We start from the raw sequence: 24,473 nt of genomic DNA on the forward strand, positions 1-24,473 counted from the left end.
CTCCTCTGAGGTCCTCCGACGGGCCTCAGCTCTTCGTGCGGAACTTGTGGATCGCGTAGGGCGCCGCCACCGCGGTGATCCCGACCGACCAGGCCAGCGTCACCCACAGGTCGTGCGCCACCGGGCCGCCGACCATCAGGCCGCGCGCGGCGTCGGCGAGCGTGGACAGCGGGTTGTAGTCGGTGAAGGCCTGCAACCAGCCCGGCATCGAGTGCGTCGGCGCGAAGATCGACGAACCGAACTGGAGCGGGAACAGCACCAGGAACCCCATGGCCTGCACGGACTGGGCGTTCTTCAGGATCACGCCCAGGGTGAGGAACACCCACATGATCGAGGAGGCGAACACCGCCGAGAGCCCCACAGCGGCCAGCAGCCCGGCCCAGTGGTGGATGTGGAACCCGACGAGCACGGCGACGATCATCAGCACGGCGGTCGCGAACAGCATCCGCACCAGCTCCACCGAGATCTTCGCGAACAGCACCGAGCCGCGCCCGATCGGCATCGACCGGAACCGGTCCATCACGCCGGAGTTGAAGTCCTGGCTGAACCCGGTGCCGACGCCCTGCGAGAGCGTCATGCTCATCATCGCGATCATGCCCGGGATGACGTACTGGACGTATCCCTCCTGACCGCCGCCGAGCGCCTGCCCGATCGAGCCGCCGAAGACGTACACGAACAGCAGCGTGAAGACGACCGGCATCAGCAGCGCGTCGAACATCGACTCCGGGTCCTGCCGGATCCACAGCAGGTTGCGGCGGATCAGCGCTCCGGTGTGGCGCAGATGGGCGCGCAGCGGGATGGGGGCGTCGGTGGCGGGGACGGTGGTGGCGCTCATACGGCGACCTCCTGACGGTCGTCGGTGGGCTCGGGGTCCTGCGGGGCACCGGCCCGGTGGCCGGTGAGGGACAGGAACACCTCGTCGAGGCTGGGCAGTTCGGTGGTGATGGAGCTGATGGTGATACCGCGCGCGGTGACGGCGCCGACCACCGCGGTCAGCTGCTCGTCGCTGAGGATCGGCACCAGCAGGGTGCCGTTCTCCGCGTCCACGGTCGTCGAGGCGAGCCCGGTGATGCCCAGCTCGTCGATCATCTCGGCGAGCGGCCGCACCTGCAGCGGGTCGACGGGCCGCACCCGCAGCGTCCGGCCGCCGACCTTCGCCTTCAGCTCCTCCACCCGGCCGTTCGCGATGACCTTCCCGCGGTCCACGACGGTCAGCTCGGAGGCCAGCTGCTCGGCCTCCTCCATGTACTGCGTGGTCAGCAGGACGGTCACGCCGTCGCCGACCATGGTCTTGACCTCGGCCCACACCTCGTTGCGGGTGCGCGGGTCGAGACCGGTGGTGGGCTCGTCCAGGAAGAGCACCTGGGGCCGGCCGATCATCGAGGCGGCGAGGTCGAGGCGGCGCCGCATACCGCCGGAGTAGGTGGCGGCGGGGCGGCGCGCGGCCTCGGTCAGCGAGAACCGCTCCAGCAGTTCGTCGGCCCGGGCCCGCGCGTCCTTGCGGGACAGGTCCAGCAGTCGTCCGATCAGGTACAGGTTCTCCCAGCCCGGCAGCTTCTCGTCCACCGAGGCGTACTGACCGGTCAGCCCGATCACCCGGCGCAGCCGGCGGGGCTGGCGCAGCACGTCGTACCCGGCGACCACCGCCTCCCCGGCGTCGGGCCGCAGCAGCGTGGACAGGATGCGTACGAGGGTCGTCTTGCCGGCCCCGTTCGGCCCGAGCACACCCATCACGGTGCCCTCACGGACGTCCAGATCAACTCCGTCGAGTGCCTTGGTGTCGCCGTAGTGCTTCACCAGCCCCCGTACGGACACGGCGTTGTCGTCGATTCGCGTCATGGGAAGAACGGTGCCAGCCCCCACCGACAAACCGCCGACAGCCCACCGACACCCCCCCGACAGCCCACCGACACGCCACCGACACGCTCCGGCGAACCCGCCCGGCCCCCGCCGCGCACCGCGGGCACCGACAGGACAGCCCGCCGACGGGGGAAGATCGGCGGGCTGTCCTCGGTGTTTCCGCAGTGGCTCTCTAGTGGACGGAGTGCTCCTCCAGGGGGAACGTTCCGCCGACCACGTCCTCGGCGTAGGCACGCGCCGCGTCGCCCATGACCGTGCGCAGGTCCGCGTACTTCTTCACGAACTTCGGCACCCGGCCCGAGGTCAGGCCCAGCATGTCCGTCCACACCAGGACCTGCGCGTCGGTCTCGGGACCCGCGCCGATGCCGACCGTCGGGATGTGCAGCACCCGGGTCACCTCGGCCGCCAGCTCCGCCGGGACCAGTTCGAGGACGACCGCGAACGCGCCCGCGTCCTGCACCGACTTGGCGTCCCGCAGCAGCTGCTGGGCCGCCTCCTCGCCGCGGCCCTGTACCCGGTAGCCCATCGCGTTGACGGACTGCGGGGTCAGGCCGATGTGCGCCATCACCGGGATGCCGGACTCGACGAGCAGCCGGATCTGCTCGTGCGAGCGCTCGCCGCCCTCCAGCTTGACCGCGCCGACGCCCGCCTCCTTCACCAGCCGGGTCGCCGAGCGCAGCGCCTGCACCGGGCCCTCCTGGTAGGAGCCGAAGGGAAGGTCGCCCACGATCAGGGCGCGCTGCGTGCCGCGCACGACGGCCGCCGACAGCATCGTCATCTCGTCGAGGGTGACGGGCACCGTCGACTCGTACCCGAGGTGGCAGTTGCCCGCCGAGTCGCCGACCAGGAGGACCGGGATCCCGGCCTCGTCGAAGACGGAGGCGGTCATCGCGTCGTACGCGGTGAGCATCGGCCACTTCTCGCCGCGTTCCTTGGCGAGGGCGATGTCGCGGACCGTGATGCGGCGGGTGCCCTTACCCCCGTACAGCGTCCTGCTGCCGTCGGAGGAGTGGTGCTGCACAGTCTGGGCAGCCGGAAGCTGCGTCATGACAACGGCTCCTTCAAGTCATCTCGAGGCACCCTGACGGTGTCCCCGGACCGCTTCCATGGTGGCACCTCGTGCCGTCCGCGGCCAGGGGACCGCCGTGTGATCCATCGGGCATCGTGATCCGTCGGGGTCGCCGTGCGCCCGGACCGCACGGTGCGTAAGGCTTGGGTAAAGGAATTGCGATACGAGACGGTACCGTATTGAAATGGGCCTAGGCTCGACCGCATGACAACTCCTGCCGACCACGCTCCACCCGGCCCCCGGATACCCGAGGCCGTGCACCGCCGCCGCTGGGCCATCCTCGGCGTCCTGATGCTCAGCCTGCTGATCGTGGTGCTCGACAACTCGATCCTGAACGTCGCGGTCAAGACCATCTCCACCCCGGCCCCGACCGGCCTCGGCGCCACCCAGAGCCAGCTGGAGTGGGCGATCAACGCCTACACCCTGGTCTTCGCCGGACTCCTGTTCAGCGCCGGTCTCGTCGGCGACCGGCTCGGCCGCAAGAAGGTGCTGATCGGCGGCATCGTCGTGTTCGGCATCGGATCCGCGCTGGCCGCCGAGTCCGGCTCGCCGGGCGAGCTGATCGCCTTCCGCGCACTGATGGCCCTCGGTGCCGCCTTCGTGATGCCCGCCACCCTCGCCGTCCTGATGAACGTCTTCGAGCGTCAGGAGCAGCCCAAGGCCATCGGCATCTGGGCCGGCGGCGTCGGCCTCGCCATCGCCATCGGCCCGATCACCGGCGGTGTGCTGCTCGACCACTTCTGGTGGGGCTCGGTCTTCCTCGTCAACGTGCCCATCGTGATCATCGCGCTCGTCCTGATGGTGTGGCTGGTGCCCGACTCCCGCGACCCGCGGCCGGGGAGGATCGACCCGGTCGGCGTGCTGCTGTCCGTCGTCGGCCTGGTCCTGCTCGTCTACGGCATCATCAAGGGCGGCGAACTCGCCGACTTCACCGACGCCAAGGTGCTCGCCACCATCGCCGCCGGACTCGTGGTCCTCACCGCCTTCGTGGTCTTCGAGAAGCGCAGCGACCACCCGTCCCTGGACGTCACCTACTTCAAGAACAAGGTCTTCTCGGCCGCCATGGCCGCCATCGCGCTGGTCTTCTTCGCGCTGATGGGCGTCACCTTCTTCTCCGTCTTCTACACCCAGAGCGTGCGCGGCTACTCACCGCTGCAGTCCGGCCTGCTGATGCTGCCGCTGGCCGCCGCGCAGATGATCTTCGCGCCGCGGGCCCGGCTGGTCGTCGAGCGACTGGGCAACAAGGTCACCACCGGCGGCGGTCTGGTCCTGCTCGCCGGCACCCTGGCGGCGTTCGCCACCTTCCAGGCCGACACCCCCATCTGGCTCCTCGAAGTCGTCTTCTTCCTGATGGGCCTCGGCATGGCGCACGTCATGACGCCGACCTCGGTCGTCATCATGCAGGCGCTGCCCCGCGAGAAGGCCGGTTCCGCCTCCGCGCTCAGCAACACCTTCCGCCAGGTCGGCGGCGCCCTCGGCATCGCCGTCCTCGGCTCGGTGCTCTCGACGTCGTACCGCAACGGCATCGAGGGCAAGCTCGGCGCGCTGCCGCCCGGGCTGCGCGCGACCGCCGGCGAGTCCATCGAGGCCACCCTGGGCGTCGCCGGGAAGCTCGGGGCGCAGGGCAGGGCCCTGGTCACCCCGGCCAACGACGCCTTCCTGCACGCCATGCACCTCACCGCCCTGTGCGGCGCGGGTGTCGCGCTGATCGGCGCCCTGGTCACGGCCCTGTTCCTGCCGGGCAGGCCGCCGGCCGGTCAGCAGGGCGACCGGGAGCAGGAGTTGGTCGTCGCAGGGGAGTGACGGACCGAACACGACGGAGGGGGAACCACGGGGGGAGGCTTCGGCTGCGGGAGAATTCCCGCAGCCAGTGAGAGGACGGTACGACGTGACACTCGCCGACAGCGGCCCCCGGTCCGCGGGCCCCGGCAGGGGACGCCCCCGCAGCGAAGCGGTGGAGAGCGCCATCCTGGAAGGCGTCATGAAGCTCCTGGAGGACGGCGTTCCGCTCGCCGAGCTGTCCATCGAGCGGATCGCGCGCACCGCGGGCGTCGGCAAGGCCACCATCTACCGCCGCTGGAACGGCAAGGAGGAGCTCTTCGTCGACGTGATGCGGGCCGCCGAGCCCCCCGATCCCGAACTCCCCGGCACCTCCATGCGCGACGACCTCGTGGTCCTGCTCGAATCGGTGCGCCGACGCGGCCTGCGCAACCGTTCGTCGGCGATCCTGCACAACGTGTACGCCCAGATGAAGAGCAGCCCCCGCATCTGGGACGCCTACCACACCAGTGTGGTGCTGCCGCGCCGTGAACTCGGCAAGCAGGTGCTGCGCCGCGGCCAGCGCAACGGCGAACTCCGCGCCGACATCGACATCGAGCTGGCCAACGACATGTTCACCGGCCCCATGCTGCTCAGGGCCGTCTGGCGCCACGACGCGGAACTCCCCGAGGGGCTCGCCGAACAGATCGTCGACCAGGTGCTGGCCGGCCTACGGCCCGTCAGTTCCCCGGAGCCGTAGCGGGAGTGTGCGCGTTCTGTCACAGTGCCCGGCGGGCCCGCGGTGACCGGAACCCCGCACTACGCCACGTTCGTCCTCGTCTTGCGTACGGCCGTCATGTGTACGGCCGTCATGTGACGGCGGGAACGAGGCCGATCATCCCCTAGGGTCGTACGCGGGGGACGACGGTGTGCACGGCAGGTTGTGAGGCAGGCGGTATGGCGCAGCAGGCGTACATGACGGAAACGGACCACGGCGGCTCGGGACCCGAGCGCGGCAGAGACCGGTTCCGGCGCCTGGTGAACCGCCTGCTGTCCGGCTGGCGCGACGATCCGCGGATCTGGCGCCGGGGTCTCGTCCTCGCCGCCGTCGCGCTGCTGCTGGCCGGAGTGATGCTGATGCACTCCCGCATCCCGAACGCCGTCGGCAACCTGGGCAGTCTCACCGAAACCTTCCTGCCCTGGCTGGGTCTGCTGATCCCGGTGCTGGTGCTGCTCGGCCTGGTACGGAAGTCGGCGACCGCGCTGATCGCCGTGGTGCTCCCGGCGATCGTCTGGGTCAACCTGTTCGGTGGGCTGCTCACCGACAAGTCGGGTACCGGCGGCGACTTCACGGTGGCCACCCACAACGTCAACGCCGACAACCCCGATCCGACGGGCACGGCCGCCCGACTGGCCTCCTCGGGCGCCGGGGTGCTCGCCCTGGAGGAGCTGACCGCGTCGGCCGTACCGACGTACGAGAAGGCGCTCGCCCCGACGTACAGGTACCACGCGGTCGAGGGCACGGTCGGGCTGTGGAGCAAGTACCGGCTCACCGGCGTGAAGGCCGTCGACATCAAACTGGGCTGGGTACGGGCGATGCGCGCCACGGTGGCCACCCCACAGGGCCCGGTCGCCGTCTACGTCGCCCATCTGCCGTCCGTCCGCGTGAAGATGAACGCCGGGTTCACCGCCCGGCAGCGGGACAAGAGCGCGGACGCGCTGGGCGAGGCCATCGTCGACGAGAGCCTGCCGCGGGTGATCCTCCTCGGCGACCTCAACGGCACGATGAACGACCGTTCCCTCAACGGCGTCACCTCGCAGATGCGCTCCACCCAGGGCGCGGCGGGCAGCGGCTTCGGGTTCAGCTGGCCCGCCGCGTTCCCGATGGCCCGGATCGACCAGATCATGGTCAAGGGGGTGGAACCGGTGAGTTCGTGGACCCTGCCGCGGACGGGCAGCGACCACCTGCCGATCGCCGCGCGCGTGAACCTGACCACATCGGGTTCCTGAGAGCCTCCGGCGGAAATACCGGGCCCGGGAGACTTTGTTCCGTAACTGAACTTAGTGGTACTCAGTACGTACGGAAACCTGCTCCCCCCGAAAGGCGACGTTCCTCATGCCCCTGGCCCTGCTCGCCCTGGCCGTCGGCGCTTTTGGTATCGGCACCACCGAATTCGTGATGATGGGCCTGCTGCCCGACGTCGCCGGCGACCTGCACGTCTCCCTCCCCACCGCCGGCCACCTGGTCTCGGCGTACGCGCTGGGCGTCGTCATCGGCGCCCCGCTGCTGGCCGCGCTCACCGCGCGCCTGCCCCGCCGCAGGGTCCTCATCTCCCTGATGGCCCTGTTCGTCGCGGGCAACGCGCTCTCGGCCCTGGCCCCCGGCTACGACTCCCTGCTCGCGGCCCGCTTCCTCAGCGGCCTCCCGCACGGCGCGTTCTTCGGCGTGGGCGCGGTCGTCGCCACCGACCTGGTGGCGCCGGAACGCAAGGCCCGCTCGGTCTCCCTGATGTTCATGGGCCTGACCGTCGCCAACATCGCGGGCGTCCCCGTCGCCACCCTGACAGGCCAGCACCTCGGCTGGCGGGCGACCTTCCTGGGCGTGAGCCTGATCGGCGTGGTGGCGATGGCGGCGGTGTTCCTCCTGATCAGCCCCGCGCACACGCCCGCCCCCGCCACCGGCCTGCGCGGCGAACTGACCGCCCTGCGCTCCCTCCCCGTCTGGCTGGCCCTCGGCACGACGGTCGTCGGCTTCGGCGCCCTGTTCTCCGCGTACAGCTACATCACTCCGATGCTCACGGCGTCCGCCGGGTACACCCAGGGCAGCGTGACCCTCCTCCTCGCCCTGTTCGGCGTCGGCGCCACGATCGGCAACCTGGTGGGCGGCCGCCTCGCCGACCACGCGATGCGCGCGACCCTCTTCGGCGGCCTGGTGTCCATGGTGGCGGTGCTGCTCCTCTTCCCGGTCCTGATGCGCACGGAGTGGAGCGCGGCGCTCGCCGTCGTCCTGCTCGGCGTCGCGGCCTTCGTCACCGGCTCCCCGCTCCAGCTGATGGTGATGGAACGCGCGGCCGCGGGCCCCTCCCTCGCCTCCTCCGCCAACCAGGCCGCCTTCAACCTCGCCAACGCGGGCGGCGCCTGGATCGGCGGCGTCGCCCTGGCGGCGGGCTTCGGCGTGACGTCCCCGGCGCTGGCGGGCGCGGCCCTCGCGGTCCTCGGCCTGGGCGTGGCGAGCGTGGCGTACGCGGTGGACCGCCGCCGGGCGGTGCCGCCGACGGGCCGCGAACGCGTGGTCGCCTCGCACGTGCCGGAGCCCGTGGAGCCGGTGCACTCCTCCTGACCGCCTGTGTCCCGGCCGGGACACCACTGTGCGCCACGCGCCGGCGAATCCGCCCGTCAAGGGCGGAGGCGCGGTGTTCACCTTCGGGTGAGGCGCTTCGGACGGGGCGTCGGCGATCGGATCTGCCTACGATGATGTTCTCGACACCAGCCCCTGGGAGGCACGCGATGTCCGCCGCAGCCATCGAGCAGCCCTTCGACGACGAGCCGTTCTCACTCACGGCCATCGCCGACGAGATCATGGAACGGCATCCGGGCTACCGAGTCGAGATCATCGGAGGCCACCTCCTCGTGGCCCCATCACCGGATGCCCCACATGCCCGTGCCCTGACCGGCCTGATGATCCCCTTCATCGCCGCAGGTCTGCACGGAGAGGAAACCGAGGTCCTCCAGAACGTAGGCCTCTGGCTGCCCACCGGAGCCGAGGACTACGCCATCCCCGACCTCGCGATCGTGGACGCCGACATCGACGACCACCTCGTCGAGAACAACGCGTACGACCCCGTCTGCTTCCGTCTCGTCCTGGAGGTCACCTCCAGCAACTGGAAGGACGACCTGAAGACCAAGGCCGTCGCCTACGCCCAGGCCAAGATCCCGGTCTACGTCGTCGTCGACCGCAAGCACCAGCGCGTCCATGTGCTCACCGATCCCAACGGGGAGAAGTACGAGCACCACAGGCCGTACTCGCCCGGCGAGACCGTCACACTGCCCGAGTCGATCGGCGCCCAGGTCACCCTCGACGTCGACCAGATCCTCAAGGCCGCTCAGAAGAAGACCGACTGATCAGCCCGCGTCGGCGGGCTGCGGCGCTTGCAGTGCGTCGTCGAACACCTTGGTGAACAGGCGCAGCTTCTCGTCGTCGCCGGCCAGGACGGCGCGGTCGGTGCGGGTGCGCTGCCAGTACCGACGGCCCTCCTCGTCGGCCAGCAGCCCCGAGGCGTGGGCGCGGAGCCGGCGCTGGGTCAGGGCACCGATGCGCCACCGCAGTTCCCAGGCGGTCACCTGAGCCTCGAAGAACAGGTGCCGACGGACCTCGCCGGGCTCCGAACCGGTGAACTCCGTCCCGGCAGCCGCCCGGACCAGCTCCGGATCGGCCGCGGCGGCCTTCAGCAACTCCACCTGTGCCTGCAAGACGGTGGCCCGCACGGTCTCCCGGTGCTGCTCGCGACGCTGCACCAGGAGCAGCAGCAGGACGGCCACCCCCGCGGCCAACAACAGAGCGAACAGAATCTGCACGGCAACTCCCCCCGGAGCAAAGGCAATTGAGCCAGATGCTCCCCGGGGCCCGCAACGGCGGCAAGGCCACCCCGGCTACCTTCCCCGAACCCTCACAACCCGGCCGGGGCGGCGTCCGCCGAGCCCACGTACCTGACACCGAACGCGAATGCGCGGCTCCCGCCCGGTTCGAGAGCGAGGGCGGCGGCCTGGTCCGGGCGGTTGAAGGCGTCGGTCATCGCCTCGACGGGTTCGAGGGCGACGGAGGCGCGGCGGTCGCGGGCCAGGGTGTCGCCGGTGAAGACGTGCAGGTAGCCGCTGTGCTGCCAGACGCGCAGTTCCTCGCCGGTCGCGGGATCGGCCAGTACCGTCTCGATCCGGCCGCCGGGGCCGGGGGCGAGGTCCGCGTAGCAGGCGTCGATGACCGCGCCGCCCAGTCGTCTCGGCACCCGGAAGTCCAGGTCGGGGCGGTCGTCCAGGGGGACGCGGGCGTCCTCGCCGGGCAGCGGGACGAGGGCGGCGTCGGTGCGGATCAGGGTGTGCGCGGGGATGTGCAGGGTCAGGTCGTCGATGGGGCGGGACAGGCTGAAGTAGGGGTGCCAGCCCGTCGCGTGCGGGGCGGTGGTGTCGCCCACGTTCGTCGCCCGGACGTCGACGCTCAACTCGTCGGCCGTGAGCGTGTACTCGACCGTGAGGTCGATCGCGAAGGGATAGCCGGAGTATGCGCCCGGCCGGATGGCCGTGGTGCGCAGCAGCAGGCGGGCGGAGTCCGGTGTCGTGGTGGCGTGGGCGAGTGCGAAGGCGGCCTCGCGGGCGAAGCCGTGGTAGATCAGCCGGTCGCCGTGGTGGCCCGGGAGCAGGTCGTGGTGGCGGCCGTCGTAGCGGTAGCGGGCATGGGCCACGCGGTTGGGGAAGGGGGCCAGCAGGCCGGCACGGACGCCGTCCTGTGCCAGGAGTTCCTTCTCGTCGCGGTAGCCGTCCGTCAACTCCTTGGGTTCGCCGGTGACGTCGCTGCCGACCTGCCAGCTCAGCAGCGTCGCGCCGCGCAGGGCGAGGACGGCGCGTGCGCGGTCGTCCGGTGCGGTGACGACGAGGGTGGGTTCGCCGCCGAGGCGGCTCTCGGTGATCCGGTACTCGGCGGTCATTCCCGTGCCGTCCCTTTCAGCTCGCTTCGGGGGCGAGCTTCTTCGCGCCCGTCATGATGGCCACCGCGTCCTCCATGGAGTGCGACTCGGGGGTGATGACGCCGGCGCACGCGCCGAGGCGCTGGATGTGGATGCGGTCGGCGACCTCGAAGACGTTGGGCATGTTGTGGCTGATGAGGATCACGCCGAGCCCCTGGTCGCGCAGGTCGCGGACGAGTTTGAGGACCTGCCCGGTCTCGCGGACGCCGAGCGCGGCGGTCGGTTCGTCGAGGATGACCACCCGGCCGCCGAAGGCGGCGGTACGGGCGACGGCCACGGACTGGCGCTGGCCGCCGGAGAGGGTCTCCACGGCCTGGTTGATGTTCTGGAGCGTGCCGATGCCGAGCCGTTTGATGTGGTCGGCGGCCTGCCGCTTCATCTCGCCGGTGTCGAGCATGCGGAACACCGAGCCGAGGACGCCCTTGCGGCGGATCTCACGGGCGAGGAAGAGGTTGCTGGCGATGTCCAGGGCGGGGGCGACGGCGAGGGTCTGGTAGACGGTCTCGATGCCGGCGTCGCGGGCGTCCTGGGGGCGTTTGAAGTGGACCTCCTTGCCGTCGACCAGGATGCTGCCCTGGTCGGGGACGAGGGCTCCGGACAGGCACTTGATCAGGGTGGACTTGCCGGCGCCGTTGTCGCCGATGACGGCGAGGACCTCGCCGGCGTGCAGGGTGAGGTCGACGCTGTTCAGGCCGACGACCCGGCCGAAGAGCTTGACCAGGCCCTTGGCTTCGAGAACGGGGGCGGTGGCGGTCGTCACGACTTCACACTCCGGATCCACTGGTCGACGGAGACAGCCGCGATCACCAGGATGCCGACTGCGAGGACTTGGTAGTTGGGGTCGATGCCGGCCAGCGCGAGGCCGTTGACGAAGACCTGGACGATGAGCGCGCCGATCAGCGAGCCGAAGACCACCCCGCGGCCGCCGAACAGGCTGGTGCCGCCGATCACCACGGCGGTGATGGACTGGAGGTTGGCGTTGAGACCGCTGTTGGGGTCACCGCCGCCGACCCGGCCGACCAGGATCCAGGCGCCCACGGCGATGGCGAAACCGCCCACCATGTAGGCGCTGAGCAGGACCCGGTTGACGGAGATGCCGGCCAGCCGGGCGGCCTCGAGGTCGTCGCCGACGGCGTACAGGTGACGGCCCCAGGCGGTGTAGCGCAGGGCGTAGCCGATCACCGCGTACAGGGCGATCATCAGGAGCACGCCGTACGTGAGGTTCAGCTGTCCGAGGGAGACGGTCTGGCCGCTCCACAGCAGGATGTTGCCCGGTTGCAGGGCGACGGTCTGGCCCTTGGCGTAGATGAGGGTGATGGCGGTGAAGACGCTGAGGGTGCCGAGGGTGACGATGAACGGCGGCAGCTTGATCTTGGTCACCAGCAGGCCGTTGACGGCCTGGGCGGCGATCGCGACGACCGCTCCGGCCAGCAGGGCGAACACGCCGGGCCAGTGGTTGTCCGCGACTAGCTTCGACATCAGCAGCGAGGACAGCACCATCACCGCGCCGATCGACAGGTCGATGCCGGCGGTGAGGATGATGACCGTCTGGCCGACGGCGAGCGAACCGATGACGGCCACCTGCTGGGCGACCAGCGAGAGGTTCTGCAACGCGTAGAAGCGCTCGTTCACCAGGGAGAACACGATCGCGGCGAGCACCAGGACGATGGCCGGGCTGAGGGCCGGCTGGCGGTGCAGCACCGAGTGGATGCGCTGGCTGGGGGTGGCGGGCCTGTTGAGGAACTCCTCCGCCGGTGCCGGTGTGGCTTGGTCCACGTGGGTGGTCACAGGGGGTCCTTCCGGTGTTTTCCCTGGTACGGGCTCATGGGCTCGTGGAGTACGGGTGCGGCGCCGGTGCCTTCGTCACGGTCCCCGGCGCCGCGCCCGGCGGGGTGTCAGCTGCCCCAGCAGGCGGAGGCGGCCTGCGAGGGGGACTGCACGGTCAGTCCGTCCAGGGACTTGGCGGCGACCAGGGCGGTACCGGTGTCGTAGAAGGACTTGCCGTCGGTCACGCTGGGCTTGCTGCCGCCGCGGGCCAGTTTGGCGATCGACGTGACGCCGAGGGCCGCCATCTTGCCCGGGTACTGCACCGCGTCGGCGGCGAACTCACCGCTGGTCACGTTCTTCAGGCCGGAGCAGCTGCCGTCGATCGCGTAGATCGCGGCCTGCTTCACCTTGCCGGCCGCCTTCAGCGCGTTGTACGCGCCCTCGCCCGCGGGCTCGTTGATGGCGTAGACGACGTTGATGTCCGGGTTGGCGGACAGGCAGTTCTCCATCGCGGTGCGGCCGCCGTCGATGGCGCCCTGGGTGGGCTGGTGACAGACGACCTTGTACGTGCCGCCCTTGCCGCCGGTGTACTTGCCGGACTTGGCTTCCTTGCCGTTCTCGGACTTGCTGCCCGGGTCGATGCCCATGCCTTCCAGGAAGCCGTGGTCGCGGTTGATGTCGACCGAGACGACCTGGTTGTTGAACAGGTCGAGCATGGCGATGACGGCCGGCTTGCCGCCGAGGGCCGCCGCCGCGTACTGCCCGATGAGCTTGCCCGCCTGCTCGTTGTCCGTGGCGTAGGTGATGTCCGCGGTGCTGGCCGGGTTCGGCGCGGTGTCCAGGGCGATCACGAACAGGCCGGCCTGCTTGGCCCGGCCGAGGGCGGCGTTCACCGCGTCGCCGTTGGTGGTGATGAGGATGCCCTTGTCGCCCCGGGCTATCGCGTTGTCGATGGCGGTGATCTGGGTCTGGGTGTCGCCGTCGCTGGTGCCCGCCGCCACCGTGAGACCCACGTTGTCCTTGGCGGCCTGGGCCTTGGCGTCCTTCTCCATGCTCACGAAGTACGGGTTGGTGAGGGTCTTCAGGATCAGTGACACACCCACCTTGCCCCCGCCCCCCGAGGCGGACGAGGAGGCGTTCCCGTTCGAGGAACCGCAGGCCGCGAGCGTCGCGCCGAGGCAGACCGTGACGCCGATCGCCATCGCCCGGGTGCGCCGGCCGGAGCGGCTCGACAGGTGACTGGTGGAGAAGTTCATGGCTCGATCCCTTTCGGATCCGTCCCTTGGCCGACGCTGAGACAACGTTGACTGGGCGAGATACTGGGCCTCTATGGACGAGCGCGTCAAGACGCTGATAAACATGCGTCGGCAACGAGTGGGTAACGCGAATCCGGTAGGAGACAACGATGACTCAGGGCGCCGCGCCGCCCCGGTCCACCCGCAGCCGCCCCACCATGCGTGAGGTCGCGGCGCTGGCCGGAGTCGCCATCAAGACGGTCTCGCGCGTGTTCAACGGCGTCCCCACCGTCGATCCCGCGATCGTCGCCCGGGTCCGCGAGGCCGCCGACCAACTGGGCTACCGTCCCAACCTCACCGCGAGCAGTCTGCGCCGCGGCGACGGCCGTACCGCCACCATCGGCATGCTCGTCGAGGACGCCGCGAACCCCTTCTCGGCCGCCCTGACCCGTACCGTGGAGAACGTGGCCCGGGAACGCGGAGTCCTGGTGCTGGTCGGCAGCCTGGACGAGGACCCGGCACGCGAACGGGAACTGGCCCAGGCGCTCGTGGACCGCCGGGTGGACGGGCTGGTGATCGTCCCGGCGGGACGCGACCAGAGCTACCTGATCAGCGACCAGCGCTCCGGCACCCGCATGGTCTTCGTCGACCGCGAGGCCGGACTCCTGGACGCGGACGCCGTCGTCTCCGACAACCGGCAGGGCGCCGTCACCGCCGTCAACCACCTGGTCGAGGCCGGCCACCGCCGTATCGCCTACCTCGGCGACCGGGCCTCCATACCGACCGCCGCGCAGCGCTTCGACGGCTACCGGCACGCGCTGGAGGTCGCGCACCTCCCGTACGACGACGAGATCGTGCGGCACGTGCCGGCCAGCGAGGAGGCCGCCGTCACCGCCACCAAGGAACTGCTGGAGCTGCCGGATCCGCCCACGGCACTGTTCACCAGCCAGAACCTGGTCACCATAGGCGCCCTGCGGGCCCTGCGCGCGCTCGGACTCCAGCACACCGTCGCCCACGTGGGCTTCGACGACTTCCCGCTGGCCGACATCCTCGACCCGGGCATCTCCGTCATCGCCCAGAACGTCGAGGAGGTGGGCAGGACCGCCGCCGAGATGCTCTTCCACCGTCTGGACGGCGACGAGTCGCCCACCCGTACCGTCACCGTGCCGACCCGGCTGATCGAGCGGGGCTCCGGCGAGATCCCGGCCGAAGGACCCCGCCATGACTGAACCCGTACGAGCCGCCGCCCAGCCGCCGGCCGTGACCGTGATCGGCGAAGCCCTCATCGATCTGGTCCAGCTCGACGCCCCCGGCGACTACCGCGCCCGGCCCGGCGGCAGCCCCTTCAACGTCGCCATCGGCCTCGCCCGGCTCGGCCACCGCACCGCGCTCATGGCACGGCTGGCCGACAACACCTTCGGCAGGCTGCTGCGCGCCCACGCCGCAGCCGAGCGCGTCGACCTGACCTGCGCACCGGCGGCCGCCGAACCCACCACGCTCGCCGTGGTCTCCATGGACGCGGAGGGCAGGGCGAGTTACGACTTCTACCTGGACGGCACCGCGGACTGGCAGTGGACCGAGGCGGAGACGGCCCTTGTCCCCCCGGAGACGGCCGTACTGCACTTCGGCTCGGTCGCCTCCTGGACGTCCCCGGCCGACCGGCACATCCACTCCGTGGCCCGCCGCCTGCGCGCCGGGGGTACGACGCTGATCAGCTACGACCCCAACGTCCGCCCCGCCCTCCTCGGCGACCCGGAGCGTGGCAGGCAGGCCGTCGAACGGAGCGTCGGCACCGCCCACCTCGTCAAGGCGAGCCGCGAGGACGTCGAGTGGCTCTACCCCGGCACGCCGATCGAGAAGACCGCCGCCCGCTGGCTGGAGCTCGGCGCACTCCTCGTCGTCATCACCGACGGCCCCGACGGCGCCCATGTCCACTCCGGCGCGGGGAGCCTGAGCCGTCCCGGACGGAAGGCCGCGGTGGTGGACACCGTCGGCGCGGGCGACGCGTTCACCGCGGGGCTGCTCGGCGCGCTGACCCGCCACGGACTGCACGGCCCGCGGACGCTGGCCGCGGCCGACCCGGACACCCTGCGGACCGCCGTGGACGACGCGATCCTCGTCTCCGCGCTCACCTGCGAACGCCTGGGCGCCGACCCACCCACCGCCCTGCCCCGCCCCGCGTCGGCCGCCCGGGCACCTCTGGAGCCGACGGACCTGACGTTCCCCGACGGCAACCGCCCTACGGGCACGGAGGGTTCGGCACCGCGCCCGACACAGCCGACCGCGAGCTTGACGGGGCCGACCGCGAGCTGACCGCGCTGAGCGGGCCGACCGCGAGCTGACCGCGCTGAGCGGGCCGACCGCGAGCTGACCGCGCTGACCGTGTCGCGCGAGCTGACTGTGCCGACCGCGAGCTGACCGCGCTGAGCGGGCCGACCGCGAGCTGACCGCGCTGACCGTGCCGCGCGCGAGCTGACTGTGCCGCGCGCGAGCTCACCTGCCCGCATGCGGGTTCACCTGGCCGCACGCGAGCCTCCCCCTGGTCGTTCACTTCCAGATGGACGCCAGCTGCCATGCCTTCAGTCGGCCGAGCTTCGCGGTGCCGCCGTCGGCGAAGACGTCGACGCCGGTACTGGAGGGATCGGGGAAGACCTGGTCGGTGAGGACGGCCTGTTCGCCGGCGGCGTTCTCGGCGTAGACCTCGACCGAGGACGCGTCGACGAGGACGTGCAGGCTCAGCGGCGGCGAACTGCGCGGGCCCGCCGCCGTGTGACTCGTTCTTGCCGGGCGCTACCTGCATGAGCTCGTGAAGCCGTGGCTGTGAAGGGAGCGGCGCAGCTCCGGCACGGCCTCGGGAGTGGCCACCTGGGCCTCCGGCCACCCCAACCAGCACCACGAAGGGGCGTGAGGTCCGTGAAGGCCCCACGCCCCTTCGTTCAGCGGATCACCGCGTCAGCGGGTCAGTGCTTGCCGTGTGCCCACGGCTGGTACGACTGGACGTATCCGGCCGCCGGCGAACCCACGCCCGTCACGTCGTCGTAGCCCTTCACCGCGGACAGGGAGCTGTCCTTGCCGAGGCTGCGGACCGAGGTCAGCAGGCCCTTGGTGGCGTCGTAGCCGTTGGCGAAGTCGACGCGGGCGACGGCGAGGTCGGAGCCGGTCGGGTTGTCCGTGACGTCGTGGTACGCCTTCGTGCCGTACTTGCAGTAGATCAGCGGATTGGCGAAGCCGATCGCCCGGCCGCGCGCCTCCTGGGCGAGGGCCTGGACCGCCGCGATCACCGGCGCGGCCAGCGAGGTACCGCCGATGCGGTACTCGCTGTACTGCTGCGACCCGTCCGGGAAGGTCTGCGTCAGGCCGATCTCGAAACCGGTGTTGGGGTCGGCGACCGCCGAGATGTCCGGGACGACCCGGTTGCCGGAGGCGTTGTTGGCCTTGGCAAGGGAGTCCGGGACGACACCCTTCTGGTAGTAGGGCTCGGCGACCGTCTTGCTGGTGCCGCCACCCGCGCCCGAGGTGAACGCGCCCGGGAAGTTGGTCCAGCTCGTGCCGTCGGCCGACAGCGTGGCCTTCTCGGTACCCCAGCCGGTCTCCCACAGGTACTTGTCGCGCTTGCCGACGGCCAGGGATGTGCCGCCGACCGCCGTCACCCAGGCCGAGTTGGCGGGGGTGTCGACCTGCTTCGTACCGGTGTTGGCGACCTCGTCGCCGTTGTCACCGGAGGAGAAGTAGAAGCCGATGCCCTGGACCGCGCCGAGCTTGAAGACCTGGTCGTAGGCGGCCGCGAGGTCCGGCGTCTGGCTGGCCTCGGTGTCGCCCCACGAGTTGGAGACGATGTCCGCCAGGTGGTTGTCGACGACCTTGCTGAGCGAGGCGAGCAGGTCGTCGTCGTGGCAGGAGCTGGCGCCCACGTACGTGACGTCGGCGGCCGGCGCGACCGCGTGCACGGCCTCCACGTCGAGGGTCTCCTCGCCGTACCAGCCGGCCGCGGCACACTCGTCGGTGTTCGTGTAGGAGTCCGGCAGCACCTGGTTCAACTGGCCGGCCTTCCAGGCCGCGTCGCCGTGCGCCTTGGCGTAGGTGCCGGCGTCGGCAGCGATGTTCGGCGAGGCGTACGCGTCGGTGATGGCGACGCGCACGTGCTTGCCGGTGTACCTCCCGGCGCCGTAGGCGGCCCGCAACTGCTTGCCGGTGTAGCCCTGGATCGTGTACGGGATCTTCGTGCCGTACGCGTCCGGCAGCGTCGTCGCGATGTTCGAGCCGTAGTACGAGGAGAACGGCCCGGAGTTCTTGAACACGGCTTCCGGCGGAGGCAGCGTGTCGTCGTGGTTCGCCTTGTGCGGCGCGTTGTCCAGGCCGGTGACGGTCAGGACGGCGGAGCTGACGGAGGCCGGTACCGACGCGGTCCTCGTCGGAGCGCGGTAGGTCTTGGAGCCCTTGGAGTAGTTGTGCAGCTGCGTGCCGAACGCCTGCTCCACGGCGGCCACGTCGCCGGAGACGGCGATGTAGTGCTGCGTGACCTCGGTGACCGTCAGACCGGACTCGGTCAGCCAGGCCTTGACGGCCTTCACCTGGGCCGCGGTGGCGCCGTATCGGGCTTGAGCCTGCTTGGCGCTGAGGTACTTGCCGTAAAGCGGCGAGCTGGGGTCGGACACCGCCTTCGCGTAGGCCGCGAGGCCGGCGGAGTTCCGGCCGGCCAGGTACACCCGGGCCCTGACCTGCGCGTCGTTCGAGGTTGCGCCCTTGTCCGCCTTGGCCGTGGCCCAGGCGGGCTTGGTGCCCGCCAGGGTGTCACGGGCCGGGTTGCCCGCGGCGTGCGCCGCGGGTATGCCGAGCGCGAGTGCGCCGGCGATCATCGGCAGTGTCGCTGCCATGCTCACGCTGGCCCGCACCCTGGCACGGTTCGATCTCATACTGCCCCCTGCTATGCGGTTCGTCGCATGGAGTGGTTGGTCGTCCGTGATCACCAGAGGACCTGCGGCGGAACGGCCCACGGAGAGATCAAACGGTGGGTTTCACTCTCGCGATGATCGGTTCATGTCAGGGGAATGAAAAGACCAAGAGGCCTTCAAGTGTGAGCCACGGATGGGGGGTTGGAGGTGATTTGGGCTGCTGCACGTGGCGACCGACGTGTGTGACCGAAGCGGGGCACCGGCAGGGAGCCGGGACTTCGCCGGTCGCCCGTGACGGCGTCCCCGTCTGTACCGCGATCGCGTTGCGGCGCTAGGCTGAGTTGCTCTTCCGCCTGTCCGTTCGTCGCAGTCTCACCTCGAAGCAGGGAGCGCCGTGCAACGTAAAGGTGTCGCAGACCGGATCGACCAGAGTCGTGCGGCTGAATGGGGTTGGTTCCTGGCATGGCTCGCGGTCGGGGGGTGTCTGGCCCTGGGGCTGGCCGCACTGCTGACGGTGGGCATAGCCCTGATCGCCGTGGCCGCCGTGGCCGCGGTGTTCCTCCTGCGGAAGGGGCCCAGGGCTGCTGCCGTCGGAGGTGTGGCGGGTTTGGCTCTGCCGGCCTTCTATCTCGCCTACCTGAACAGGGGAGGTCCGGGGAACGTGTGTCACGTGACGGCCGGAGGGAGCACGTGCACCGACGAGTACGCGCCGCTGCCGTTCCTGGTCGTCGGGGCACTTCTGTTCGTCGCGGGCTTCCTGGTCTTCCTGATGCTCGAACGCCGGGGCCGGGGAGGCTGACCCGCCGCCGCTTCCGGTTTTCCGCGAGCCGGAAGGTCGGCGGAAAACCGGAAGCAGGTGCTTCCCCTCAGTTCAGTCAGGCCCCTCTTGTCCCTGCCGCTTAACGACTGGGTGAGGGCTGGGGAGCGGCACTCGACGTGGATGTCGAGGCAGAGCCCTTGCCTACGGCCTCGTCAAACTTCGGGAAACATACGTACCATTTCCCGGAAGCTCTGCAGACGGCGACCTTGAAGGCGGGATCGGAGCTGTCGTGCGAGTGGTTCTCGACGCATTTCTCGTTCTTGTGCGGGCTGATGGTGGCGGTTTTCGGAGTAACGCCTGAACTGCACATCTTCCCGGTCAGAACGACGGTTCCTGAACTTTTCTTCGTGTGCACGGAACCGATTCCCAGGTTCTGGGCCCGGACCGACGAACTGGTCATGCCGGCGAAAAGGACCTTCAGTACCCCGCGCTCACGGGGCAGGACGAAACTGGACGCACGGTCGAACTGGCTGGCGAAGACGGCTGTCGTGTACTCCACGGCCACCGGGCCCGGGTCTGTCACGGTCGTGTCGGCCGCGGAGCCGGGAGCGCCCGGCGTGCCGGTGCTGCCCGTGCTGCATCCGGTGGCCGCCAGGAGGAGCGCTGTCATGAGGGGGGCGGCGCCCCACGCGCCCGTCCGTCGAGGACGAGGCGAGCGGGACGTCCCGGAGAGCGGACTCATGCGTCAGGAGGTCCATCCGAAGCCGGTGGAGGTGCGGTGGTGCACCAGGTTCGAGCACCCGCCCGCCTTGCTGTCGCTCCAGGTGTGGTGGGCGTCGCCGTTGCGGTAGCCGTAGACGTGCACGTTGTGCTTGAAGACGGCGGTGGAGGAGTCGAAGCCGCAGGCGGCCCAGCCGGCCGGGCCCAGGAGCGTGATCACCAGGTCCTCGAAGTCGTTGTTCTTGAAGGTCTCGGCGCCGCCGGTGCCCCAGCCACCGCTCACGGTGCTGAACTTCGGGGTGGGCGTGCCGGACGTCGACCAGCCGTCGTACTTGAACTTGTAGGCGTTGTTCCGGGCGGTGAGGTTGCCTGTGGCACCGTACAGAGGCCAGCGCAGGTTGGTGGTGAGCGACGTGATGGTGATGTTGATCGGGTCGATCCATGCGGTCTTGGTGTGCGCGTTGCTGTACGAGGTTCCGCTCGCCGTCACGGCGGACCCGTTCTCGTCGAAGGGCTGCGCGGCCGCGGTGACGGCAGCGCTCGCGTCGCCGGTGGAGGACGCGGTCTGCGGCGTCTCCGGCACGTCGTTGGTGTCCGTCGGCGAGACCAGGCTCGCTTCCTGGGTGGGGGTGATGGAGCCGGTGAGGATCCGGTCCTGGCAGGTGCTCGGGTTGTACCCGACCTCCTGCTGGTAGGTCGTGGACGCCGACGACGTGTCGCCGGAGTAGCCGAACGTGCAGTTGCCGTCGGCATCGACCGTTCCGGTGATGGTGGCCACCGTGCCGGTGACGCCGAACCGGGAGGTCGCGTCGTCGGTGTAGGTGATCCACCCGTCGGCGCCGATGGCCACTCCGGGAATACCCGTGGAGGAGGCGGACGGGGAGGGCGAGCCGGTCGGGGTCGGTGTGGGCGAGCCGCAGCCCGGGCTCACGGTGTGCGGTGAATAGACGTTGTTCGCCTTCATCGCGGTGACCGCGTCGGTGCAGATGTCGGGTGCCGCCTTGGCGCTGCCCGCCGGGCCGCCGATGGCGAGCAGAGAGGCGGAGAGCACGAGCGTGACCACCGGGCGAGGTCTGAATCGAGACATGAGGTTCCTTTTTCTGGAAGGAAAAGCCTGGAACCGTGCGAATGATTCAGGGCGGACAACGGCGCCCCGCTGTGCAGCGTCGGCCCCCCCTGAGCCGCCTCAACCGTACGAGTGATCAATTGTGAAGATCAAGTGCGGATTCCATCATTCCTGCAAAGAAAACTTTTCGATGGGCGGTAAGTATTTTTCCTCCTCCTGGTTGCCCGCTCGGCTGTGCCCGGGTTGTTTCGATAGTCGCCCCACCTGTCATGAATGGCGCTTTGCATCTGCTTTGAGGTGGTTTTACGTCACTGCTGAAGCGGCTTCGCGCCCCGCTCCTTCAGCATCTGCTGCATCGTGGCCAGCTCCGACTGCTGCGCGTCCACCATGCCCTGGGCGAGGTTCTTCTCCACCTCGACGGTGCACTTGGCCACACAGCCCTCGGCCATGTGGATCCCGCCCTTGTGATGGGCCGTCATCAGCTGGAGGTAGAAGACCTCCGCCTGCTTGCCGTTCAGCGTCCCGAGCTTCGCCAGCTCCGCGTCGGTCGCCATGCCGGGCATCAGCGAACCGTCCCCGCGCTCCGGCATGTCACCCATGCCCATCCAGGACATCGGCGGCTTCGCCGACACCTTCGGCAGGTCCCACAGGTCCAGCCAGCCCAGCAGCATGCCGCGCTGGTTGGCCTGGGTCTGCGCGATGTCGTAGGCGAGCCGCCGTACGTCCGCGTTCTTCGTGCGGTCGCGGACGATGTACGACATCTCCACGGCCTGCTGGTGATGGACCGCCATGTCCCGCGCGAACCCCGCGTCCGCCCCGTCGGCGCTCGGGACGGCCGGGCCGGAGCCGCCGCCGCCGTCCTCGGCGACCGCGTACGTGATGGCGCCGGCCGCGACGAGCACCGCCGCCGCCGTTCCGGCGATCCAGCCGATGTGCTGCTTCTTCACGTCACATCGTCCCGCCCGTGCACGAGGCACCCGGCTCCGGGGTCTGCTTGCCCTGGACATAGGTCTGGAAGAACGTGCCGACCTTCGGGTCGTCCGCGTTCTTCACGCTCAACTGGTGCCCCCACGCCGACAGTTCGATCGGCGAGGACTGGCCGGCGTACGGGCTCATCAGCGAGTACGGGGTCTGCTTCACCTTCGCCGCCAGCTTGTCCACGTCGGACTTGCTCGCCTTGTCGGTGTACGTCACCCAGACCGCGCCATGCTCCAGGGCGTGCACGGCGTTCTCGTCCTTCACGGGCTTGGTGTAGACGTTGCCGTTGCAGTTGAGCCACACCGGGTTGTGGTTGCCGCCGACTGGCGGGTGCATCGGGTACTTCACGGTCCCGGCGACATGCGTACGGGACAGCTTGCCCGTCCAGGTCCGCACCCCGTCGCTGCCCGTGACGAAGTGCCCGGAGTCCCCGGAGTCCCCGCCCTTGGCGTCGCTCGAGCTGTCGCTCTTGTGCGACTGGGAGTTGACGAGCACCACGCCGCCGACGACCAGACCCACCACGACCACGACACTCGCGCCGATCGTCAGGATCCGGTTGCGTCGCTCGCGCGCCTGCTCCGCGCGCCGCATCTGCTCTATGCGTGCCTTGCGCTCGGCGTTGCCGGCCTTGTTCTTCGCGGAACCCATGAGGTGTGTCCTTCTGGGGGAAAGGGACGTGGAGGGTGGGGCTCGCTGATCGTAGTGGGGGAGATGGGGCCGGACGTAGGTAGGGCACGGGAAAGAGCGGGAAAGTCCCGGGAGCCGACAGCGAACCGATAATTTGAACGGCGGATGCGTATTACCTACGCTGGGCGGTATGCGGCTGTTGCGCTCCACCGATCTCGCCCTGCGGCTCCTGATGCGGCTCGCCGTCGCGGGGGAGTCCAGTCCTACGACCCGTGAGGTCGCCGGGGACATGGAGGTGCCGTACACGCACGCGGCGAAGGTGGTGGCCGAGCTCCAGCACCTCGGGCTGGTCGACGCCCGCCGCGGCCGGGGCGGCGGGCTCACGCTGACCGGGAAGGGGCGGGATGCCTCGGTGGGGGCGCTGGTGCGGCTCTTCGAGGGGGAGGGCGACGTGGTCGACTGCGAGGGGGCGACGCCCTGTCCGCTGAACTCCGGGTGCCGACTCAGGGGCGCCCTGCGCCGGGCCCAGGAGGCGTTCTACGCGGCCCTGGACCCGGTGACGGTGGCGGACATGGTGGGGGAGCCGACGGGGCCGTTGCTGCTCGGTATTTCCAAGGGGCCGAGGGTCGTTTAGAGGCCTACGGGGGTGCCGCGGTCCGTCGTGCGGCGGCTGCGACGCCGTCGTGGTCGCTCGCGCAGTTCCTCGCGCCCCTGTCGGGCGCTGCAGCTCAGGCCGTCGCCCGCCACAGGTCCGGGCCGAAGACCTCGTAGTGGATGTCCGCCGGGGGCACGCCCTTCTCGATCAGCTGGGTGCGGATCGTGCGCATGAAGGGGAGGGGGCCGCACAGGTACGCGCGCGTGCCGGGGGCCACCTCGATGTCGGTGAGGTCGACCAGGCCGGTGCGGGTGCCCGGCTCGGCGTCGCGCTCGTAGAAGAAGTGGACGGCCCTGTCCGGCAGCTTCTGCGCGTACGCGGTGTGGTCGGCGCGCAGGGCGTGGTCCGCGGGGGAGCGGTCGCCGTGCACGACGGTGACCGGGGCGCGGTGGCCGTCGGCCGCGAGCGCGGCGAGCATCGGGACCATCGGGGTGACGCCGATGCCGGCGGAGGCCAGGAGGAGGGGCCGGCCGGCGGTGTCGCCGAGGACGAGGTCACCGTACGGCTCCGACAGCTCCAGGACGTCGCCCTCGCGCACGCGCGCGTGCAGGTGGTTCGAGACCTCGCCGCCGGGCGTCGCGGCGTCACCGGGCACGCGCTTGACGCTGAACTGGCGGACCGACTCGCCCGGGGCGCCGGAGAGGCTGTACTGGCGTATCTGGCGGGCCCCGTCGGGGAGCGTGACGCCCACGGAGACGTACTGTCCGGCACGGAAGCCGCGCACCGCCCCGCCGTCCGCGGGCCGCACCCGGAAGGTCACGACGTCGGCCGTCTCCGCGACCCGTCCGACGACCTCCCAGGGCCGGAGGCCGGTGGCCCCGCTCTCCTCGTACAGCCGCTTCTCGATGGCGGTCAGCGCGTTGGCCATCAGCCAGTAGACCTCGTCCCAGGCGGCCGCGACCTCGGGGGTGACGGCCTCGCCCAGCACCTCGACGATGGCGGCGAACAGGTGTTCGCGGACGACCGTGTACTGCTCGGGCGTGACCCCGAGGGAGGCGTGCTTGTGGGCGATGCGGCCCAGCAGGGCGTCGGGGCGCTGGTCCGGGCGGTCCAGCAGGTGGGTGGCGAACGCGGCGATGGAGCCGGCGAGGGCCTGCCGCTGGGTGCCGGCGGCCTGGTTGCCGCGGTTGAAGAGGTTGCGCAGCAGCTCGGGGTGGGCGGCGAAGAGCCGGGCGTAGAAACGCTCGGTGATCTCGCCGATGGCCGCGCCGACGGCCGGGAGGGTGGCGCGGACGGTGGCGGCTGACGGCTCGGACAGCATCGGGGCTCCTTGGGTTCGCCGAACGGATCGACGCCTCGACGCTATTAAAACTTGCATCTCAGATTCAAATTTAAGGACCGTGGTGTC

General features: G+C 70.2%; 23 protein-coding genes and 1 pseudogene. 9 read left to right on the forward strand and 15 right to left on the reverse strand.

The features are described from left to right. Positions 1 to 25 precede the first annotated feature (25 nt). The 3 genes from AB0958_RS18260 to panB form a co-directional block, all read right to left on the reverse strand. Positions 26 to 835, reverse strand: a complete 810-nt coding sequence (locus AB0958_RS18260) for an ABC transporter permease (protein ID WP_366891443.1) — start codon at positions 833 to 835, stop codon at positions 26 to 28. Continuing rightward, positions 832 to 1,839 (reverse strand): ATP-binding cassette domain-containing protein, encoded by a 1,008-nt coding sequence (locus tag AB0958_RS18265; RefSeq protein WP_366891444.1) that lies wholly within the window; start codon positions 1,837 to 1,839, stop codon positions 832 to 834. Before AB0958_RS18265 ends, AB0958_RS18260 begins: the two co-directional genes overlap by 4 nt. A 193-nt stretch (positions 1,840 to 2,032) precedes the next feature. Beyond that, positions 2,033 to 2,908, reverse strand: coding sequence for a 3-methyl-2-oxobutanoate hydroxymethyltransferase (panB, locus tag AB0958_RS18270; protein WP_366891445.1), 876 nt, complete (start codon positions 2,906 to 2,908; stop codon positions 2,033 to 2,035). A gap of 225 nt (positions 2,909 to 3,133) precedes the next feature. Between panB and AB0958_RS18275 the strand changes: the two genes are divergently transcribed. From AB0958_RS18275 to AB0958_RS18295, 5 genes are all read left to right on the forward strand, one after another. Then, complete coding sequence (locus AB0958_RS18275) at positions 3,134 to 4,732, forward strand: MFS transporter (protein WP_366891446.1); 1,599 nt, start codon at positions 3,134 to 3,136, stop codon at positions 4,730 to 4,732. Positions 4,733 to 4,817: 85 nt separating this feature from the next. Beyond that, positions 4,818 to 5,447, forward strand: a complete 630-nt coding sequence (locus tag AB0958_RS18280) for a TetR/AcrR family transcriptional regulator (protein WP_366891447.1) — start codon at positions 4,818 to 4,820, stop codon at positions 5,445 to 5,447. Positions 5,448 to 5,644: 197 nt separating this feature from the next. Continuing rightward, entirely contained in the window at positions 5,645 to 6,697 is a 1,053-nt protein-coding gene (locus tag AB0958_RS18285; protein ID WP_366891448.1) for an endonuclease/exonuclease/phosphatase family protein, read from the forward strand. Between the two features lie 106 nt (positions 6,698 to 6,803). Continuing rightward, a complete protein-coding gene (locus AB0958_RS18290; RefSeq protein ID WP_366891449.1) occupies positions 6,804 to 8,027 on the forward strand; it encodes an MFS transporter in 1,224 nt (407 codons plus the stop codon). Positions 8,028 to 8,194: 167 nt separating this feature from the next. Beyond that, positions 8,195 to 8,809, forward strand: coding sequence for a Uma2 family endonuclease (locus AB0958_RS18295; RefSeq protein ID WP_366891450.1), 615 nt, complete (start codon positions 8,195 to 8,197; stop codon positions 8,807 to 8,809). Here AB0958_RS18295 and AB0958_RS18300 read toward each other — a convergent pair whose 3' ends face one another. From AB0958_RS18300 to AB0958_RS18320, 5 genes are all read right to left on the reverse strand, one after another. Then, positions 8,810 to 9,262 carry a DUF6082 family protein gene (locus AB0958_RS18300; RefSeq protein ID WP_366891451.1) on the reverse strand — a complete coding sequence of 151 codons (453 nt, stop codon included), beginning with the start codon at positions 9,260 to 9,262 and terminating at the stop codon, positions 8,810 to 8,812. 92 nt (positions 9,263 to 9,354) lie between these two features. Further along, entirely contained in the window at positions 9,355 to 10,386 is a 1,032-nt protein-coding gene (locus AB0958_RS18305) for an aldose 1-epimerase (RefSeq protein ID WP_366891452.1), read from the reverse strand. 16 nt (positions 10,387 to 10,402) lie between these two features. Beyond that, a complete protein-coding gene (locus AB0958_RS18310) occupies positions 10,403 to 11,185 on the reverse strand; it encodes an ATP-binding cassette domain-containing protein (protein WP_366891453.1) in 783 nt (260 codons plus the stop codon). Further along, entirely contained in the window at positions 11,182 to 12,213 is a 1,032-nt protein-coding gene (locus AB0958_RS18315; protein ID WP_366891454.1) for an ABC transporter permease, read from the reverse strand. Before AB0958_RS18315 ends, AB0958_RS18310 begins: the two co-directional genes overlap by 4 nt. A gap of 107 nt (positions 12,214 to 12,320) precedes the next feature. Then, entirely contained in the window at positions 12,321 to 13,448 is a 1,128-nt protein-coding gene (locus AB0958_RS18320; protein WP_366891455.1) for a substrate-binding domain-containing protein, read from the reverse strand. A gap of 149 nt (positions 13,449 to 13,597) precedes the next feature. Between AB0958_RS18320 and AB0958_RS18325 the strand changes: the two genes are divergently transcribed. Both AB0958_RS18325 and AB0958_RS18330 read left to right on the forward strand, forming a co-directional pair. Further along, a complete protein-coding gene (locus tag AB0958_RS18325; protein WP_366891456.1) occupies positions 13,598 to 14,656 on the forward strand; it encodes a LacI family DNA-binding transcriptional regulator in 1,059 nt (352 codons plus the stop codon). Continuing rightward, complete coding sequence (locus AB0958_RS18330) at positions 14,649 to 15,740, forward strand: carbohydrate kinase (protein WP_366891457.1); 1,092 nt, start codon at positions 14,649 to 14,651, stop codon at positions 15,738 to 15,740. Before AB0958_RS18325 ends, AB0958_RS18330 begins: the two co-directional genes overlap by 8 nt. Before the next feature lie 234 nt (positions 15,741 to 15,974). Here AB0958_RS18330 and AB0958_RS18335 read toward each other — a convergent pair. Then, positions 15,975 to 16,184 (reverse strand): annotated as a pseudogene (locus AB0958_RS18335) (GH32 C-terminal domain-containing protein); the annotation flags it as partial. Between the two features lie 203 nt (positions 16,185 to 16,387). Next, positions 16,388 to 18,301 (reverse strand): S53 family peptidase, encoded by a 1,914-nt coding sequence (locus AB0958_RS18340; RefSeq protein WP_366891458.1) that lies wholly within the window; start codon positions 18,299 to 18,301, stop codon positions 16,388 to 16,390. Positions 18,302 to 18,713: 412 nt separating this feature from the next. Here AB0958_RS18340 and AB0958_RS18345 point away from each other — a divergent pair, with 412 nt between their 5' ends. After that, positions 18,714 to 19,118 carry a hypothetical protein gene (locus AB0958_RS18345; RefSeq protein ID WP_366891459.1) on the forward strand — a complete coding sequence of 135 codons (405 nt, stop codon included), beginning with the start codon at positions 18,714 to 18,716 and terminating at the stop codon, positions 19,116 to 19,118. A 100-nt stretch (positions 19,119 to 19,218) separates the two neighbouring features. Here AB0958_RS18345 and AB0958_RS18350 read toward each other — a convergent pair whose 3' ends face one another. From AB0958_RS18350 to AB0958_RS18365, 4 genes are all read right to left on the reverse strand, one after another. Further along, positions 19,219 to 19,749, reverse strand: a complete 531-nt coding sequence (locus AB0958_RS18350) for a hypothetical protein (protein ID WP_366891460.1) — start codon at positions 19,747 to 19,749, stop codon at positions 19,219 to 19,221. A 75-nt stretch (positions 19,750 to 19,824) separates the two neighbouring features. Continuing rightward, positions 19,825 to 20,886 (reverse strand): hypothetical protein, encoded by a 1,062-nt coding sequence (locus AB0958_RS18355; RefSeq protein ID WP_366891461.1) that lies wholly within the window; start codon positions 20,884 to 20,886, stop codon positions 19,825 to 19,827. 287 nt (positions 20,887 to 21,173) lie between these two features. Continuing rightward, positions 21,174 to 21,812, reverse strand: coding sequence for a DUF305 domain-containing protein (locus AB0958_RS18360; protein WP_366891462.1), 639 nt, complete (start codon positions 21,810 to 21,812; stop codon positions 21,174 to 21,176). Position 21,813: 1 nt separating this feature from the next. After that, complete coding sequence (locus tag AB0958_RS18365; protein WP_366891463.1) at positions 21,814 to 22,491, reverse strand: DUF3105 domain-containing protein; 678 nt, start codon at positions 22,489 to 22,491, stop codon at positions 21,814 to 21,816. A 169-nt stretch (positions 22,492 to 22,660) separates the two neighbouring features. Between AB0958_RS18365 and AB0958_RS18370 the strand changes: the two genes are divergently transcribed. Continuing rightward, on the forward strand, positions 22,661 to 23,104 hold the full coding sequence (locus tag AB0958_RS18370; RefSeq protein WP_366891464.1) for an Rrf2 family transcriptional regulator: 444 nt from the start codon (positions 22,661 to 22,663) through the stop codon (positions 23,102 to 23,104). Between the two features lie 94 nt (positions 23,105 to 23,198). On the opposite strand, the gene AB0958_RS18375 is transcribed toward AB0958_RS18370, so the two are convergent. Further along, positions 23,199 to 24,386 carry a globin domain-containing protein gene (locus AB0958_RS18375; RefSeq protein ID WP_366891465.1) on the reverse strand — a complete coding sequence of 396 codons (1,188 nt, stop codon included), beginning with the start codon at positions 24,384 to 24,386 and terminating at the stop codon, positions 23,199 to 23,201. Positions 24,387 to 24,473 lie beyond the last annotated feature (87 nt).

It is taken from the genome of Streptomyces sp. NPDC006655 (assembly GCF_040703965.1).
GTDB lineage: Bacteria > Actinomycetota > Actinomycetes > Streptomycetales > Streptomycetaceae > Streptomyces.

What these genes read in the sequence shown, in the direction of transcription:
- AB0958_RS18260 (WP_366891443.1), bottom strand. Translation starts at nt 835, where the DNA reads ATGAGCGCCACCACCGTCCCCGCCACCGACGCCCCCATCCCGCTGCGC.
- AB0958_RS18265 (WP_366891444.1), bottom strand. Translation starts at nt 1,839, where the DNA reads ATGACGCGAATCGACGACAACGCCGTGTCCGTACGGGGGCTGGTGAAG.
- panB (WP_366891445.1), bottom strand. Translation starts at nt 2,908, where the DNA reads ATGACGCAGCTTCCGGCTGCCCAGACTGTGCAGCACCACTCCTCCGAC.
- AB0958_RS18275 (WP_366891446.1), top strand. Translation starts at nt 3,134, where the DNA reads ATGACAACTCCTGCCGACCACGCTCCACCCGGCCCCCGGATACCCGAG.
- AB0958_RS18285 (WP_366891448.1), top strand. Translation starts at nt 5,645, where the DNA reads ATGGCGCAGCAGGCGTACATGACGGAAACGGACCACGGCGGCTCGGGA.
- AB0958_RS18290 (WP_366891449.1), top strand. Translation starts at nt 6,804, where the DNA reads ATGCCCCTGGCCCTGCTCGCCCTGGCCGTCGGCGCTTTTGGTATCGGC.
- AB0958_RS18295 (WP_366891450.1), top strand. Translation starts at nt 8,195, where the DNA reads ATGTCCGCCGCAGCCATCGAGCAGCCCTTCGACGACGAGCCGTTCTCA.
- AB0958_RS18305 (WP_366891452.1), bottom strand. Translation starts at nt 10,386, where the DNA reads ATGACCGCCGAGTACCGGATCACCGAGAGCCGCCTCGGCGGCGAACCC.
- AB0958_RS18320 (WP_366891455.1), bottom strand. Translation starts at nt 13,448, where the DNA reads ATGAACTTCTCCACCAGTCACCTGTCGAGCCGCTCCGGCCGGCGCACC.
- AB0958_RS18325 (WP_366891456.1), top strand. Translation starts at nt 13,598, where the DNA reads ATGACTCAGGGCGCCGCGCCGCCCCGGTCCACCCGCAGCCGCCCCACC.
- AB0958_RS18330 (WP_366891457.1), top strand. Translation starts at nt 14,649, where the DNA reads ATGACTGAACCCGTACGAGCCGCCGCCCAGCCGCCGGCCGTGACCGTG.
- AB0958_RS18340 (WP_366891458.1), bottom strand. Translation starts at nt 18,301, where the DNA reads ATGGCAGCGACACTGCCGATGATCGCCGGCGCACTCGCGCTCGGCATA.
- AB0958_RS18350 (WP_366891460.1), bottom strand. Translation starts at nt 19,749, where the DNA reads ATGACAGCGCTCCTCCTGGCGGCCACCGGATGCAGCACGGGCAGCACC.
- AB0958_RS18355 (WP_366891461.1), bottom strand. Translation starts at nt 20,886, where the DNA reads ATGTCTCGATTCAGACCTCGCCCGGTGGTCACGCTCGTGCTCTCCGCC.
- AB0958_RS18365 (WP_366891463.1), bottom strand. Translation starts at nt 22,491, where the DNA reads ATGGGTTCCGCGAAGAACAAGGCCGGCAACGCCGAGCGCAAGGCACGC.
- AB0958_RS18370 (WP_366891464.1), top strand. Translation starts at nt 22,661, where the DNA reads ATGCGGCTGTTGCGCTCCACCGATCTCGCCCTGCGGCTCCTGATGCGG.
- AB0958_RS18375 (WP_366891465.1), bottom strand. Translation starts at nt 24,386, where the DNA reads ATGCTGTCCGAGCCGTCAGCCGCCACCGTCCGCGCCACCCTCCCGGCC.